Source organism: Pseudomonas sp. BSw22131, assembly GCF_026810445.1.
Classification (GTDB): Bacteria; Pseudomonadota; Gammaproteobacteria; order Pseudomonadales; family Pseudomonadaceae; genus Aquipseudomonas; species Aquipseudomonas huanghezhanensis.
Window position 1 is genome coordinate 1,649,637 of record NZ_CP113949.1, and the last position, 14,108, is coordinate 1,663,744.

Below are 14,108 nucleotides of genomic sequence, written 5' to 3' on the forward strand. Positions count from 1 at the left end.
ATCCAGGGCAGTCGGCTCCGGTCGGTTGCCTTCGAATTCTCAGGATTTTTCCTACGGGATAACACGCCTGATAAGACCTTTTGTTCGCATCCTTTTCACAAAAAATTGATGGCCCTCTGCCTAAAGTTCGCTACGTCGGAGGAGTGAGTGTCCATTGCTCCTTTCGCGCCTCCCAATCAGAGTCAAGCAGATCCTCATGCTGAACGTTAAAGCAGTTCGTCCCGAGCTTGTGACCTTGCTCGCCAGCGGTTTTTTACTGCTCGGGTTTAATCTAACCCTATGGCAGCACTTGTTCGCCATTACCGACTTCAACAGTAATGGCGTGATGCTGCGCGTGGCGTTTGGCGTGATGCTTTTTTGCGTATTCAACATCGTGCTGACGCTGCTCGCATTCAGGCGCGTGATGAAACCGCTGCTGATCGCATTGTTCATGATCAGTGCAGGCGTTTCGTACTTCATGAATCAATACGGCGTCATGATCGACGCCGGCATGTTTCGCAACTTTGCTGAAACTAACGCGACAGAAGTTCAGGATTTACTGTCACTGAAACTGCTGGCCTACATTGTGCTGCTGGGTGTGGTGCCATCGCTGATCGTTTGGAAAATACCGGTCAATTACCGGCGCTGGCCTCGCGAGCTGATCAGCAAGACATTGGTCAGTGTGGGCTGCGCGGCAGTGATTGGCGGTATCGCGCTGCTTAACTACCAAGGGCTGGCCTCATTGTTTCGCAATCACCATGAACTGCGTTTGATGGTGGTGCCGAGCAACTACATTGGCGCGTCCATCGGCTATATCAGCGAACAAGTAGTGTCGGCGCGCAAGCCGTTCGTGACCTTGGGCGAAGATGCAAAACTGGACAGCGAATGGTCGCAACACAAGCGCAAGTCGCTCACGGTACTAGTGGTCGGTGAAAGCGCACGGGCCGAGAACTTTGGCATCCTGGGTTATAACCGCGACACCACCCCGCAATTGAAAAAAGAGCGCGGTGTGATTGCGTTCACTGATGTGCATTCCTGCGGTACTGAAACTGCCGTGTCAGTGCCCTGCATGTTTTCCAATATGGGGCGCAAGGATTACAGCGCGTCTACCGCCAGAAATCAGGAAGGCATGCTCGACGTGCTCAAGCGCGCCGGTCTGAACGTGATCTGGCGCGACAACCAGTCAGGCTGCAAAGGCACGTGTGACCGTGTCACGCTGCAAGATGTCAGCAATCTGAAAGATCCTGTGTTGTGCGCGAATCACGAGTGTCGCGACGAAATATTACTGCAGGGGCTGCAGAGCTTTATCGACAACCTCGACAAGGACACCGTGCTGGTACTGCATCAAATGGGCAGCCATGGGCCGGAATACTTCAAGCGTTATCCCAAAGAGTTTGAAAAGTTTACCCCGGTGTGTGAGAGCAACGCCCTCAATAACTGCAGCCGGGAAAGTATCGTTAACGGTTATGACAATACGCTGCTGTACACCGACCATGTATTGGCCAGCCTGATCGATATCCTGCGCAGCAATCAGGACAACGTTGATACGGCAATGATGTATTTGTCCGATCACGGCGAATCGCTGGGCGAGTACAACCTGTTTCTGCATGGCACGCCTTACATGCTCGCGCCGGACCAGCAAAAGCATGTGCCAATGGTGGCTTGGTTCTCCGACAACTATCAGCAGTCGTTTGCCGTTAATACCCACTGCCTTCAGGGCGAGCGTAACGCGCCTTTGAGCCAGGACAACCTGTTCCACTCAATGCTGGGTTTACTCAAGGTCGACACCAAGGTCTACAACCCTGCGCTGGATATGTTCGCCAACTGCCGGGGGATTTATACGGACGGGGTATTGGCCAATGAGTGATCAACAGTTTGAACACGGCCGGGTGCACGACTATGGGCAGCACCATGAACTCGGGCTCGTTCGCCGACTGAGCCTCTGGCGCGATGCACAACTGGTGCGGCATGCCCTGCGTGATGCCGGTGAGCCCGGCCTGGTGCTGGATCTGCCATCCGGGTCAGGGCGCTTCTGGCCGGTACTGGCCGAGCACGCCAATCGGGTGATCCTGGCGGCCGATCCGTCCACCGACATGCTTGCGGTGGCCGAGTCCCAGTCCTCAGCGCATGTGCGTGCGCGCATCCGCACCTTCCAGAGTTCAGTGTTTTCCATCGGTCTGTCAGCCAACGCGGTGGACTGCATTTTCTGCATGCGCCAGTTTCACCATGTGGCTGATAGTGACCGCCGGATGGACATCCTTCAGGAATTCCACCGGGTCACGCGGGACACTGCCATTGTCGCGCTGTGGGTCGACGGCAACATCAAGTCATGGTGGCGAATGCGTCAGCAGCGCAGCCGAATTGCGCAGGGCCATCTGGAACTTGGGCGTAACCGGTTTGTGGTCAGTCGCGCGATCATCGAGTCGGAATTTGCCCAGGCCGGTTTCGCGATTGTCGGTCATCACGATTTTTTACCCGGCTACGCTATGTGGCGGGTGTACGTATTGCGCAAAATCGCTGGCTGACCCGATGAGCGGGCGGTTTTTCCTGCAGCATCGAGTGCGCTACCCATGAAGATGCTCAAGACTTGCAGCACGGATGCCCGGTAATCGCCGATAGCGATATATACTGCGCGCCATTCTTCAAGGGAGAGCCGTGTGGCCATCGATATTCACTGGATTCGCGACGACGACAGCCTCGCCCAACATTGCGCACAGTGGCAGGCTCTGCCTTTTGTCGCCCTCGATACCGAATTCATGCGGGTCGACACCTTCTATCCCATCGCCGCCTTGCTACAAATCGGGGACGGCTCTCGCGCCTATCTGATCGACCCGCTGCTCATCAGCGACTGGCGTCCCCTGGCATCGTTGCTGGAAAACCCTGGCGTCATCAAAGTCGTGCATGCGTGCAGCGAAGACCTCGAAGTGCTGCTACGTCTGACCGGCAGCCTTCCCGCGCCGTTGTTCGACACGCAATTGGCGGCTGCCTACCTCAATCTCGGTTTCTCCATGGGTTACTCGCGGCTGGTGCAGGAAGTGCTCAATATCGACCTGCCCAAAGGCGAGACACGTTCCGACTGGTTGCAACGGCCGTTGTCCGACACCCAGATCAGTTACGCCGCCGAGGACGCCGTGCATCTGGCCGAAGTCTATAGCTTGCTGCGCCCGCGTCTGAGCGATGAAAAGTACACCTGGGTGGTTGAAGACGGTGCCGAACTGGTCGCCAACCTGCGCCGCGAAACCGACCCCTATGAGGTTTATCGCGATGCCAAGCTGGCGTGGAAACTCTCCCGAGCCCAGTTGGCGGTGCTGCGTGAGCTGTGCGCCTGGCGCGAGAAAGAAGCACGCGTGCGCAATCAACCGCGCAACCGTGTACTACGCGAACACGCCTTGTGGCCGTTGGCCAAGACCCAGCCGGACAACCTCGCTGCATTGGCGAAGATCGAAGACATGCACCCCAAGACAGTGCGTCAGGACGGCGAGTTTCTGCTCGACCTGATCAAGCGGGCGGGCAGCGTCTCTCAGGATCAGTGGCCGCCAGCATTGCCCGAGCCGTTGCCGATCGATGCTTCGAATGTTCTGAAATCCTTGCGCGTCATCGGCCAGCATCACGCAGAACGCCTGAACATGGCGCCCGAGCTGATGCTGCGCAAAAAGACCCTCGAAGCGCTTCTCAAGACCGGTTATCCAGACGGTCCTTATCATTTGCCCGATTCGCTGCGTGGCTGGCGCCGCGAATTGATGGGTCAGGAGCTGCTCGACAGCCTGGCCACCCCCGGAGAACAGCATTGAAACGTATCTGCTCCATTTACCGCAGCCCACGCCGCAACGAAATGTACCTTTATGTGCTCAAGAGCGATGCTCTGGAGCGCGTACCGGACGAGTTGCTGGTGGCGTTTGGCAAACCTCAACATGCCTTCAATCTGGTGTTGAGCCCTGAGCGTGCCCTGGCGCGTGAAGACATTCATACCGTGCTCGCCAACCTGGAAAAGCAGGGATATCACCTGCAAATGCCACCGGCCGAGGACGATTACATCGAGCACTTGCCCGAAGAACTGCTGCGCCGCAACGACCCGATGTAAGTCACGTTCACAGGTTCTCGTAGCAGACCCTGCAAACCATCGCAGGGGTTTACCGGACCGATGCGCACCTGGGCGAATACTGCCTCGGCGCGGCACCGGTCGCATGTCCCGTTTTTTTGAGTTTTGAATCATGCGCGTTCTGATCGCCGAACACGATTACCCCGTTTACACCCAATTACTGCGCAACGCTGCTCCCGATATCGAAGTCCTGAGCAGTGGCGATTCCGCCGAACTGGCACGCATGGCTGCCGATGCGCCGGTCTGGCTGGGCCAGCCGGATCTGCTGGCAAACCTGCTGCGTCAAGGCCACAAACCGCAATGGCTGCAATCGACCTGGGCGGGCATTACGCCGCTCTTGGCCGATGGCCTGAACCGTGATTACCGTCTGACGCGCGCCGTGGGCATCTTCGGCCAGGTCATGGCCGAATTCGTGTTGACCTACATGCTTGTGCACGAGCGTGAAGTGCTGGCGCGACTGGTGAGCCAGGTCGAGCGCAAGTGGGACAACCGCCTGGGTCACAGTCTGTCTGGGCGAAAGGCGTTAATCGTCGGCACCGGCGACATTGGCGTCACCGTTGCCCGGTTTCTGCAGCCATTCGGCGTTGAGGTGTATGGCATCGCCTCGACGGCGCGGACTCAGGCGCCGTTTGTAGAAGTGGGCGCCACGAGTGATCTGGGCCGTCTGGTGGGCGAAGTGGATTTCGTCATCAACCTGCTGCCCAACACGCCACACACTCAGGATGTGTACGACGCCAAGCTGTTTGCTCAGTTCAAGCCTACCGCGCTGTTCATCAACGTAGGCCGCGGAACGTCGGTGGTCGATGCCGATCTGGTCGAAGCACTCAAGGAAGGTCATCTTGCAGGTGCTGTCATCGACGTGTGTCGTCAGGAGCCGCTGCCGCAACGCCATCCTTTCTGGACGGCCTGGGGTCTGTTGCTGACGGGCCACAGTTCCGCGCCAACATCTCCGTCGATGATGACGCAACTCTTCGCTGAGAATTTACAGGCCTATGCAGCGGGTGAGCCGTTGCGTGGCGAAGTGGATTTCTCACGCGGATATTAAGCCTCGCTTACCGGCAGTCGCATGCGCTTGGCCCCCATCACTGAGGGTTCTAGACTGTCGGCCTTCTCACGTTTCGAAACCGATTGCAGATAAATGGCCGCCAAAGTCGAACCCTTCTGGATACGCAAAACACTTGATCAGCTGGATTCGGTCGAGTGGGAGTCGTTGTGCGACGGTTGCGGCCTGTGTTGCCTGCAAAAGCTCGAAGACGAAGACGATAACAGCGTTTACTACACGCGCATCGCCTGCAAGCTGCTGGACCTCAAGACCTGCCAATGCACTGATTACCCAAACCGTCGCGCGTCGGTGCCGGATTGCATCCAGCTGACGCCGGGCCAGGCCGATGAATTCAAATGGCTGCCGCCCACGTGCGGTTACAGGCTTGTCAGCGAAGGCAAGGAGTTGCCGCTTTGGCATCATCTGGTGTGTGGGGATCGCGACGCGGTGCACCAGGCGCGGATTTCGCAGTCAGGGCGCATGCTCAGCGAGAACAGCGTGGCCGAAGACGACTGGGAAGATTACCTGATCTTTCGGGCGGGATAGGCGAGGCATGATCTGCAGGGGACAACGTGTTGGCGAGGGGTTTAGCCGCTCGCAAACACGCTTGCTTCTACAGAATGCTCGAAACGCTTAGATACCGGATTTAGGCGTTTTCACCGCATCGACGGTCTCGACCACAGCGTCCTCAACGGCCACTTCAGCCTTGGTCTTGAGCCTGCTCAACTCGGCGCCAGCCCGTTGAATGCGGGTCTTGGCTTGATCCAGATCGCTGCGGCCTTTTTCGACCATCGCTTTAGCGGAGCAATGGCCAGTGATCCCGCGTGCCAGCACGGCGCCGCCGATGGCCAGCTGAATCAGGCCGAAGATGCCGCCGCGGCGCAGGCCTTTGCCCATCATCAATACGCCACCTGCCAACGAGCCGATGCGCTCCCATCCCTGTACGTTTTGTTCTGGAACGGGTTGAGAAAGGGTGTCAATGCGTTCAACGATCGGGGTGTCGCTCATGATGTATCTCCATGATGAGTTGGGGTCCTTAAAGCTGACTGCCCGCTTCCCGATCTGTTCAATGCGTTTGAGCAGGAAGATCGCTCAAGAGCCTTGCGTGTCTCGACCGAACTGAGGGCCGGAGCGCGTGTTGTTGCCCTTGGCCATACGGTCGTAGAGCACCACATTCACGGTGGCTGCCAGATTCATGCAGCCTGTGGTCGGGATGTAAACCACGTCCTCGCACCAGTCGCGTATGTCCTTGTCGAGCGAGCCATCCTCAGGGCCGAAGATGTAGATCGCCCGGTCCGGGTGGGTGTACTCGGGCAATGCCCGCGCGCCTTCCACCAATTCCACTGCCACAGGAATGCAGCCCAGCGGAATGATCTTCTTCAGGTCATCGATGCCAATCAGCGGGATGTCTTGATGGATCTTCTTGGTGTCGGTCACAAAGTCCCGTGCGCGTTCGTATCGAGTGCCGGTGTAAAACACCGAGGCTACGCCATAGCACCCTGCAGCACGCATCACCGAGCCAACGTTTTCCGGAGATTTCGGGTTGTACAGGCCGATGCAGGCATAGCGTTTGTTTGCCACGGGGGAGGGTGCTCGCTGAAGGGGAAGGCGCGGGATTATAGCGGAGGGGCAGCGGCAAGCTACAAGCTACAAGCTACAAGCTACAAGCTAAGAGCCAAGTCTTTCTTATGCTTGCGGCTTCACGCTTGCAGCTTGCGGCTTAGAGCTTGCCCCTTACCGCTGCTACTCCTTCTTCATCAGTCCGGCCAGCGCCGCAAACGGGTTGTGCATCGCCTTGGCGGTTTTCGGGCTGCTGGTGGAGCTTTCGGAGAAATACTGCTGATCGGTGTAGCGCGAGTGTTCGTTGTCGTGGCAATACAGGCACAACAGCTCCCAGTTGGAGCCGTCCTGCGGGTTGTTGTCGTGGTTGTGGTCACGGTGATGGACGGTCAGCTCGCTCAGGCGCTTGCCGGCAAATTCCCGGGCGCAGCGCCCGCACACGTGCGGGTACATGCGCAATGCCTTGTCGCGATAACCCATCTCGCGGTCGCGCTGGGCGTCGGCAAGGATGCGATCCAGTTTGGAGGTATTGGTGGGTGGGTTGGCCGTGCTCATGGTGTCACCTGATTCGGGTTCTGTTGTCGTGAATGCTTGCCAGTCTAGCGCTTTGAAAGCCTGTCAGCCCTTGAGTTTTTCAGCGATCCAGATCGTGTGCCGCGTGCCTTTGTTACCGTGGGCGTAGACCTTGACCTCTTCGGCCTTGAAGCCGGCCTTGCGCAGTTTGTCTGAAAACGCCGCATCAGCGCTGGCCGACCAGATCGCCAGCACGCCTTTGGGCCGCAATGCCTGGGCGCACGCGCTGAGACCACCGGACGAGTACAGCCAGCTATTGGATTTTTGCGTCAGGCCTTCGGGGCCGTTGTCGACGTCGAGCATGATTGCGTCGAACCCCTGCGGTTCGCTTTTGAGCACTTGCGCCACGTCCTGAATCACCACCTTGGCTCTGGGGTCTTGCAACGGATTACCGGACTTTTCGCCCAGCGGGCCGCGATTCCACTCCACCACACCGGGCACCAGTTCAGCCACGACCACCTCTGCATTCTTGCCCAGGTGCTTGAGCGCAGAGGCGAGGGTAAAGCCCATGCCCAGCCCGCCAATCAACACTCGGGGTTGAGTGCGCGGCGCGACCTTTTTGCAGGGGATTTCGGCCAGCGCGTCTTCGGAGCCGTGCATGCGGGTGTTCATCAACTGGCCGCCGTCGCCGCCCTGAATCTTGATCACGAAGTCTTCGCCGTATTCGAACAGGCACAGAGCGCCGCCGTTGTCGGGGATCGGAGTGGTGTCGAGCAGAACGAAACGTTTCATGGAGCACTCAATGATGAAATGAAAAACAGTGACGGTTTGCAGCGCGCAACCCGTGATCGAGGAGTAGCCTGTGCCGGACAATAATCACAGGCGTGGAGGCCATTGATGAAGCGCTACATTCTAACGGCGATTACCTGTGCGGCGCTCTCGGTATGTGCAGCGCAGGCTGAAGCCCTTCAGCCGACTCTCAACACGCCAGGCCCTATGTCGTCCTCACCGGGAACACCCGGCACCGCGACACCGACGCCGTACCCGCAAGTCTCAGCACCGGGCATCCCGCATGACAGCAGCGTGGACAGCCCGCAGTTGTTGCCAAAGATTCCACAACCCGGGCCGCCCAAGGACGAGGCATTGCCCGGATTAGACGACACCGCCATCCCCAGCGTTAAGCCCTGACATTACTTGTAGGCGCGAACTTGTTCGCGAAGCGATTCAACTCACACGACGCGAAACCCCTTCGCCAACAAGTTGGCTCCAGAGGGATCGCGAATCGCGAGAGTTCACACCTGCTGCGACGCCAGTTGCCCGTCCATCATGCGCAGGCGTTTCGACAGCGCCACGGCAATCGCGCGAATGATCTTGGCGGCAATCTTCGGGGCATCGGTGATCATCTTGTCCAGTGAATCGCGGCCCAGGTTCAACAGGTAACACGGCGTCGCCGCAATGCAACTGGCCGACCGGCGCTCGCCGTCCAGCACCGCCATCTCCCCGAACGCACGCCCGCTGCGCAATACCGCAAGCTCCACCGGCTTGCCGTCGTTGTTGAGTTTCTGCACCGACACCGAGCCCGAATGAATGATGCACATGAACGTGCCCGCATCGCCTTCGTTGAAGATCGCTTGCCCTTTCTCGATGCTGCTGATGCTGAAATAGCCGGCGGCGGTTGAAAAATCCGCTGGCGTGAGCGGGTCGAACAGACCGCAGTCCATCAGCATTTCGCGGATTTCGTTGTTCAGTGATGACGGTGTGGACATGGTCTGGTCTTGTGCAGGTTTCAGAAAAGGGCCGACTCAATACCGGACCCGGACGACACAACGTCCGGATCCTGTGTGATATGACCCGCGGCGCCCACCGAGTTTCCTCAGGCCAGCTGCAGCACTTTGAAAATAAATCCGTATTCGAGCGCCACGTCGCGCAATCCCTGGTAACGGCCGCTCATACCGCCGTGGCCAGCGCCCAGTTCGGTCTTGAGCAGCAACAGATTGTCGTCGGTCTTGTGGTCGCGCAATTTTGCCACCCATTTAGCCGCTTCCCAATACTGCACGCGGCTGTCGTTATAGCCTGCGATCACCAGCATGGCGGGGTAATCCTGCGCCGTAACGTTTTCGTACGGGGCGTAGGCCTTGATGCGCGCATAGACCTCGGGTTCTTGCGGGTTGCCCCACTCATCGTATTCGGTGACGGTCAGCGGTAGCTCAGGATCGAGCATGGTGTTGAGCACATCAACGAACGGCACTTCGGCAATCGCCGCTTTGAACAAATCAGGACGCTGGTTGACCACCGCGCCAATCAACAGACCGCCCGCGCTGCCGCCACTGATCACCAGTTGTTGAGCCGTCGTCAGTTGCTGCGCAATCAGATGCTCGGCACAGGCAATGAAGTCGGTGAACGTATTGGTTTTGTACGCCTGCTTGCCGTTGCGGTACCAGGCCTCGCCCAATTCGCCGCCGCCACGCACATGGGCGATGGCAAACGCGACGCCGCGGTCCAGCAGGCTCAGCCGTGCATGGGAGAACCACGGATCAAGGCTATCACCGTAAGCGCCGTAACCGTAGAGATACAGCGGCACCGATTGCCCGACCAGCTCGCGCTTGACCACCAGGCTGATCGGCACTTGAGTACCGTCTGGCGAGGTCGCCCATAGCCGCTGACTGACATAAGCGTCGGCGTCGAAATCCCCGAGGACCGGGGTTTCCTTGAGCACCAACTGATCTCCCGTCGCCAGCGCCAGTTGCCTGACCTGTGCGGGGCGGTTCAGAGATTGGTAGCGCAGACGGATCTTGTCGCTGTCGAATTCAAGCGTGTCCTGCACATACAAGTTGTAAGCCGCATCGGGCAACTGCACCCGATACGGCGCTTTGCCCTGTGGGTGAACTTCGACAATTGGCAGTCCGCCCTCGCGCAGGCTCAAGGTCAGCGCGGTGGTGTTGAGGCTGAAGCCGTCGAGCATGACCGTGTCGCTGTGCGGGATCAGGGTTTGCCAGTCAGTCCTGTCCGGCACGCCGCTGGTTTTTTCTGCTGCGTGATACAAGGCGAAATTGATGCCGTGCTGGTTGCTGCGGATCAGCCAGCTCCAGGTGCCATCCACCAGGCCGTGGTCTACCGAGTACTCATGGCCTTCGGCGCGGGGCGCGATGCAGACGAAGGCTTGTTCCGGCGTAGCGGCGTCCAGCACCCAGGCTTCGCTGGTGGTCTTGCTGTCCAGCGACATCACCAGTTGACGTTCGGAACTGGTGCGGTAGCAGTGCAGGAAAAACCGCCCGTCCGGCTCGTTGAAGACCAGATCGGCAGCAGCATTGCCGAGCCGGTAGCGATAAAGCGTGTGTGGGCGGTGGGTATCGTCCAGTTCGCCGAAAAACAGGGTCTGACTGTCGTTGGCCCACGTCATGCTGCCATCGCAGTCCTCGAACGGCAGGCTGGTGACTTCGCCGCTGCTCAGTTCTTTGACAAACAACTGGTAGACCTCCTCACCGGTGGTGTCGAGGCTGTAGGCCAGGCGTTGGTGATCGGGGCTGATGCTGAAAGCGCCCAGCGAGAAAAAACCGCCGTTGGCAAGCGCGTTGGGGTCCAGAAGCAATTCCTCGGAACGTTGATCAACCGTTTGTGAGTCATCGGCGGGACGGGCGCAACGGTAATGCCGACCGTACTCGTCGCCCTCGGTGGTGCGCGTGTAGTACAGGTATGGGCCCCATGGCGAGGGTAGCGAGAGGTCGGTTTCGAGAATGCGGCCTTTGATTTCCTGAAACAGCGATTCACGCAGCGCTTGCTGATCGCCCAATTGCTGTTCCTGCCAGGCATTTTCGGCCTTGAGGTAATCGAGCACTTCGTCGGTGTCGCGGTTTTGCAGCCAGGCGTAAGGGTCGGCGCCCTCGGCCTTGCGGGCAATGGGGGCGCGGATGGACGAATCGGATAAAGGCATGCTGGGCTCTCTGATCGTGAAATGACCGGTGGCACCCCGTGTTCGAGGGGCTGTGCACACCGATACTGAAGCCGGGGAAGCCGGGCTGGCGAAAAGTCGTTATCATAAGCGCCTCTTTACCTGCCTTACCACGGACGTCATGACTGACAACGACTATATGATTGGCTGGGGCCTCTACGCATTCGCGGCGTTGGGTTGTCTGTTGGTGTGGATCAAGCTCACCGGCTGGATGTGGCGCTACTTGCGCGAGCCGCTTTGGCTGGTCGGCGCGGTGCTGTTGTTCACGCCGACCATCGTCGACCCGGTCAAGGAAAAGTACGCACCCGCGCTGGCCATCAGCGTGCTGGACCTGGCTTTCAAGGTGGGCAGCAACGTCTGGCGTGCAGTGCTTGATCTGGCCACCTATGGCGCTGTGGCGCTCGGTGTGTACGTGGTGTTCGCGCTGATTCGCTTGCCCATCCTCAATGCCCGCAAGGCGCGCGAGGCCCATGCCCAGGCCGCCGCGGCCCAGGCCGCCGCTCAGCCGCAAGACGATGACGAGCCGTTCGCTCCTCAGACGTCAGGCCGGTTCTCCGCTCAACCGATAGCCTCGAAGCCTGCCAATGGTGGTCCGCAAACCGGTCCGGGCATGACGGGTGGGCGTCATCGGGTCGAACCCAAGTTGTAACAGGTCCAACGCTGCAGAACGTATCGAGGCCTGAGCATGTGTGAATTACTGGGCATGAGTGCCAATGTCCCCACCGACATCGTTTTCAGCTTTACCGGGCTGATGCAACGAGGTGGTCGTACCGGGCCGCACCGTGATGGCTGGGGCATCGGCTTCTATGAAGGCCGTGGCCTGCGCCTGTTTCAAGACCCTGCCGCCAGCAGCGAGTCGGAAGTCGCGCAACTGGTGCAGCGCTATCCGATCAAGAGCGAAGTGGTCATCGGCCACATCCGTCAGGCCAATGTCGGCAAGGTCTGCCTGTCCAATACCCATCCTTTCGTCCGCGAGTTGTGGGGCCGTAACTGGTGCTTTGCGCACAACGGCCAACTGGCTGATTTCAATCCGCGTGCGACGTTTTACCGCCCGGTGGGCGACACCGACAGCGAAGCGGCTTTCTGCGACCTGCTCAATCGCGTGCGTGAGGCCGAGCCCGAGCCTGTCGATATCGAACAATTCTTGCCGTCGCTGGTCGAGGCCTGTGCTGAATACCGCCGCAAGGGCGTGTTCAACTGCCTGCTCAGCGACGGCGACTGGCTGTTCTGCTTTTGCTCCACCAAGCTGGTGCAGATCACCCGGCGAGCGCCGTTCGGGCCAGCGCGGCTTAAGGATGTAGACGTCATCGTCGACTTCCAGGCCGAAACCACGCCCAACGACGTTGTGACCGTGATCGCCACCGAACCCCTTACCGAAAACGAAACCTGGCATCGCTACGAGCCCGGCCAATGGAGCCTGTGGCGTCGCGGCGAATGCGTTGCCCAAGGCGCGACCTGACAGAGAGGGACCTATGCTGCGAAGTTATCTGCGACTGGTGTTGTTCACAGCAGGCCTGCTGTTTGGCGTGCAAGTCCCCGGCTTTATCAGCGATTACAGCAAGCGCGTCGAAGCGCATCTGATCGAAGCGCAACAGGGCATGAAAGGCTACAGCGACACGGCCCAACGTTTTTTCAATGGGGATGTACAGGCGCTGATCCAGCATTACCGCAGCAGCGATGATCCGGTGTTTCGCAGCGATGCAGACAGCGTCAGCAACCTGATGACGCGCGTGCAAATCCTCGACCGTGAATGGCAGGCGTTGCAAGGGCCCTGGTACGCCAAAGCCTGGCATGTCTTCACCGCCGCCAATTCCGACATTCTCAAGGAAGCCTGGAACGGCTATAGCTGGCAGGTACTGTTGACGCCGGAAGTGATCGGCTGGGGACTGCTCGGCGCGCTGTTGCTGTCGTTGGTGATCGAAAGCATTGTGGTGTTCATCGACTGGCTGGCGGTGGGTCGTCGGCACAAGCGTGCGGTCAACCCGGACTGGCGATAAATCCGACTTTGCAGGAGCGCGCTTGCCCGCGAGCCCACCGTGCCAGACGGTTATTGATCGCTGACCCAACGCAATCGCGGGCAAGCGCGCTCCTGCAGACGTTGGCGAACACTCACACAGGAGATGCCCATGGGCCGCCTGCTACTGAACTGCGACATCGGTGAAAGCTTCGGCCCCTGGACCATGGGTCTGGACGCAGAGGTCATGCCGTTCATTGACTGCGCCAACATCGCCTGCGGTTTCCATGCGGGCGACCCCGGCGTGATGCGCAGAACGGTGGCGCTGGCCTTGTCGCACAACGTCATGATTGGCGCGCACCCGGCTTATCCGGATCTGGTGGGTTTCGGTCGGCGCTCGATGGCGTGCTCGGCGCAGGAAATCCAGGACATGCTGCACTACCAGATTGGCGCGCTGGATGGCGTGTGTCGGGGGCAGGGCGGCCGTGTGCAATACGTCAAACCGCACGGCGCGATGTACAACGACATGATGGCCAACCCGGCGCAGTTACGGGCCGTGATCGAAGCAATCGCCCGCTATAACGCCGAGCTGCCGCTGATGGTGCTGGCCATGCGCGACAACAGCGCGGCACAGGCCATTGCCGATGAATACGGTGTAACGCTCTGGTTCGAGGCATTTGCCGATCGGGCTTACGACAGTGTCGGGCGCCTGGTGTCGCGCAACCTGCCGGGCGCCGTCCATCACAATCCGGAACTCATCATCGCCCAGGCCCTGACGCTGTCCCGTGGCGAAGCGCTGATTGCCAGCGATGGCAGTGAACTGTTGCTGGCTGCCAACACCCTGTGTGTTCACGGCGACAACGCCAGTTCCATTGCGGCGGTGCAGCGGATTCGTCAGGCGTTGGCTTAAATGCCCCGTAACGGACGGCAGCGTCTGTAGGAGCGCGCTTGCCCGCGATTTAGGTAGGCCGGTGAATCCATCAGGCGTATTTAAACCGCTATCGCGTGCAAG

The 14,108-nt window shown here is 59.3% G+C and carries 17 protein-coding genes; 11 read left to right on the forward strand and 6 right to left on the reverse strand.

Features of this window, described 5'->3' with window-relative positions:
- Positions 1 to 196 precede the first annotated feature (196 nt).
- The 6 genes from OYW20_RS07395 (at position 197) to OYW20_RS07420 (ending at position 5,666) form a co-directional block, all read left to right on the forward strand.
- Positions 197 to 1,846, forward strand: a complete 1,650-nt coding sequence (locus OYW20_RS07395; protein WP_268800047.1) for a phosphoethanolamine transferase — start codon at positions 197 to 199, stop codon at positions 1,844 to 1,846.
- Positions 1,839 to 2,504: a class I SAM-dependent methyltransferase gene (locus OYW20_RS07400; protein ID WP_268800048.1), complete on the forward strand. Its 666-nt coding sequence runs from the start codon at positions 1,839 to 1,841 to the stop codon at positions 2,502 to 2,504. The genes OYW20_RS07395 and OYW20_RS07400 overlap by 8 nt, the downstream gene beginning before the upstream one ends.
- 132 nt (positions 2,505 to 2,636) lie before the next feature.
- Positions 2,637 to 3,770 (forward strand): ribonuclease D, encoded by a 1,134-nt coding sequence (gene rnd, locus OYW20_RS07405; RefSeq protein ID WP_268800049.1) that lies wholly within the window; start codon positions 2,637 to 2,639, stop codon positions 3,768 to 3,770.
- Entirely contained in the window at positions 3,767 to 4,060 is a 294-nt protein-coding gene (locus OYW20_RS07410) for a YcgL domain-containing protein (RefSeq protein WP_268800051.1), read from the forward strand. The genes rnd and OYW20_RS07410 overlap by 4 nt, the downstream gene beginning before the upstream one ends.
- A 130-nt stretch (positions 4,061 to 4,190) precedes the next feature.
- Positions 4,191 to 5,123, forward strand: a complete 933-nt coding sequence (locus tag OYW20_RS07415) for a D-2-hydroxyacid dehydrogenase (protein WP_268800052.1) — start codon at positions 4,191 to 4,193, stop codon at positions 5,121 to 5,123.
- Positions 5,124 to 5,216: 93 nt separating this feature from the next.
- Positions 5,217 to 5,666: a YcgN family cysteine cluster protein gene (locus OYW20_RS07420; protein ID WP_268800053.1), complete on the forward strand. Its 450-nt coding sequence runs from the start codon at positions 5,217 to 5,219 to the stop codon at positions 5,664 to 5,666.
- A gap of 87 nt (positions 5,667 to 5,753) precedes the next feature.
- Here the strand turns inward: OYW20_RS07420 and OYW20_RS07425 are convergent, their stop codons facing one another.
- From OYW20_RS07425 to OYW20_RS07440, 4 genes are all read right to left on the reverse strand, one after another.
- On the reverse strand, positions 5,754 to 6,128 hold the full coding sequence (locus OYW20_RS07425) for a YgaP family membrane protein (RefSeq protein WP_268800054.1): 375 nt from the start codon (positions 6,126 to 6,128) through the stop codon (positions 5,754 to 5,756).
- A gap of 84 nt (positions 6,129 to 6,212) precedes the next feature.
- Positions 6,213 to 6,701, reverse strand: coding sequence for an RNA methyltransferase (locus tag OYW20_RS07430; protein WP_268800055.1), 489 nt, complete (start codon positions 6,699 to 6,701; stop codon positions 6,213 to 6,215).
- 162 nt (positions 6,702 to 6,863) lie between these two features.
- Positions 6,864 to 7,235, reverse strand: a complete 372-nt coding sequence (locus OYW20_RS07435; RefSeq protein ID WP_268800056.1) for a YajD family HNH nuclease — start codon at positions 7,233 to 7,235, stop codon at positions 6,864 to 6,866.
- Between the two features lie 63 nt (positions 7,236 to 7,298).
- A complete protein-coding gene (locus OYW20_RS07440) occupies positions 7,299 to 7,985 on the reverse strand; it encodes a spermidine synthase (protein ID WP_268800057.1) in 687 nt (228 codons plus the stop codon).
- 105 nt (positions 7,986 to 8,090) lie between these two features.
- Between OYW20_RS07440 and OYW20_RS07445 the strand changes: the two genes are divergently transcribed.
- Positions 8,091 to 8,381, forward strand: a complete 291-nt coding sequence (locus OYW20_RS07445; RefSeq protein ID WP_268800059.1) for a hypothetical protein — start codon at positions 8,091 to 8,093, stop codon at positions 8,379 to 8,381.
- A 104-nt stretch (positions 8,382 to 8,485) separates the two neighbouring features.
- On the opposite strand, the gene OYW20_RS07450 is transcribed toward OYW20_RS07445, so the two are convergent.
- Both OYW20_RS07450 and OYW20_RS07455 read right to left on the reverse strand, forming a co-directional pair.
- The gene (locus tag OYW20_RS07450; RefSeq protein ID WP_268800060.1) at positions 8,486 to 8,959 is read right to left on the reverse strand and encodes a cyclic nucleotide-binding domain-containing protein; all 474 of its coding nucleotides are present in this window, start codon (positions 8,957 to 8,959) and stop codon (positions 8,486 to 8,488) included.
- Positions 8,960 to 9,066: 107 nt separating this feature from the next.
- Positions 9,067 to 11,124, reverse strand: coding sequence for a S9 family peptidase (locus OYW20_RS07455; protein ID WP_268800061.1), 2,058 nt, complete (start codon positions 11,122 to 11,124; stop codon positions 9,067 to 9,069).
- Between the two features lie 139 nt (positions 11,125 to 11,263).
- Here OYW20_RS07455 and OYW20_RS07460 point away from each other — a divergent pair, with 139 nt between their 5' ends.
- The 4 genes from OYW20_RS07460 to OYW20_RS07475 all read left to right on the forward strand — a co-directional run bounded on the left by OYW20_RS07460 (position 11,264) and on the right by OYW20_RS07475 (position 14,006).
- Positions 11,264 to 11,791 carry an MFS transporter gene (locus tag OYW20_RS07460; RefSeq protein ID WP_268800062.1) on the forward strand — a complete coding sequence of 176 codons (528 nt, stop codon included), beginning with the start codon at positions 11,264 to 11,266 and terminating at the stop codon, positions 11,789 to 11,791.
- Between the two features lie 36 nt (positions 11,792 to 11,827).
- Entirely contained in the window at positions 11,828 to 12,601 is a 774-nt protein-coding gene (locus OYW20_RS07465; RefSeq protein ID WP_268800063.1) for a class II glutamine amidotransferase, read from the forward strand.
- A gap of 13 nt (positions 12,602 to 12,614) precedes the next feature.
- Entirely contained in the window at positions 12,615 to 13,139 is a 525-nt protein-coding gene (locus OYW20_RS07470) for a DUF2937 family protein (protein WP_268800064.1), read from the forward strand.
- 129 nt (positions 13,140 to 13,268) lie between these two features.
- Positions 13,269 to 14,006: a 5-oxoprolinase subunit PxpA gene (locus OYW20_RS07475; RefSeq protein WP_268800065.1), complete on the forward strand. Its 738-nt coding sequence runs from the start codon at positions 13,269 to 13,271 to the stop codon at positions 14,004 to 14,006.
- Positions 14,007 to 14,108 lie beyond the last annotated feature (102 nt).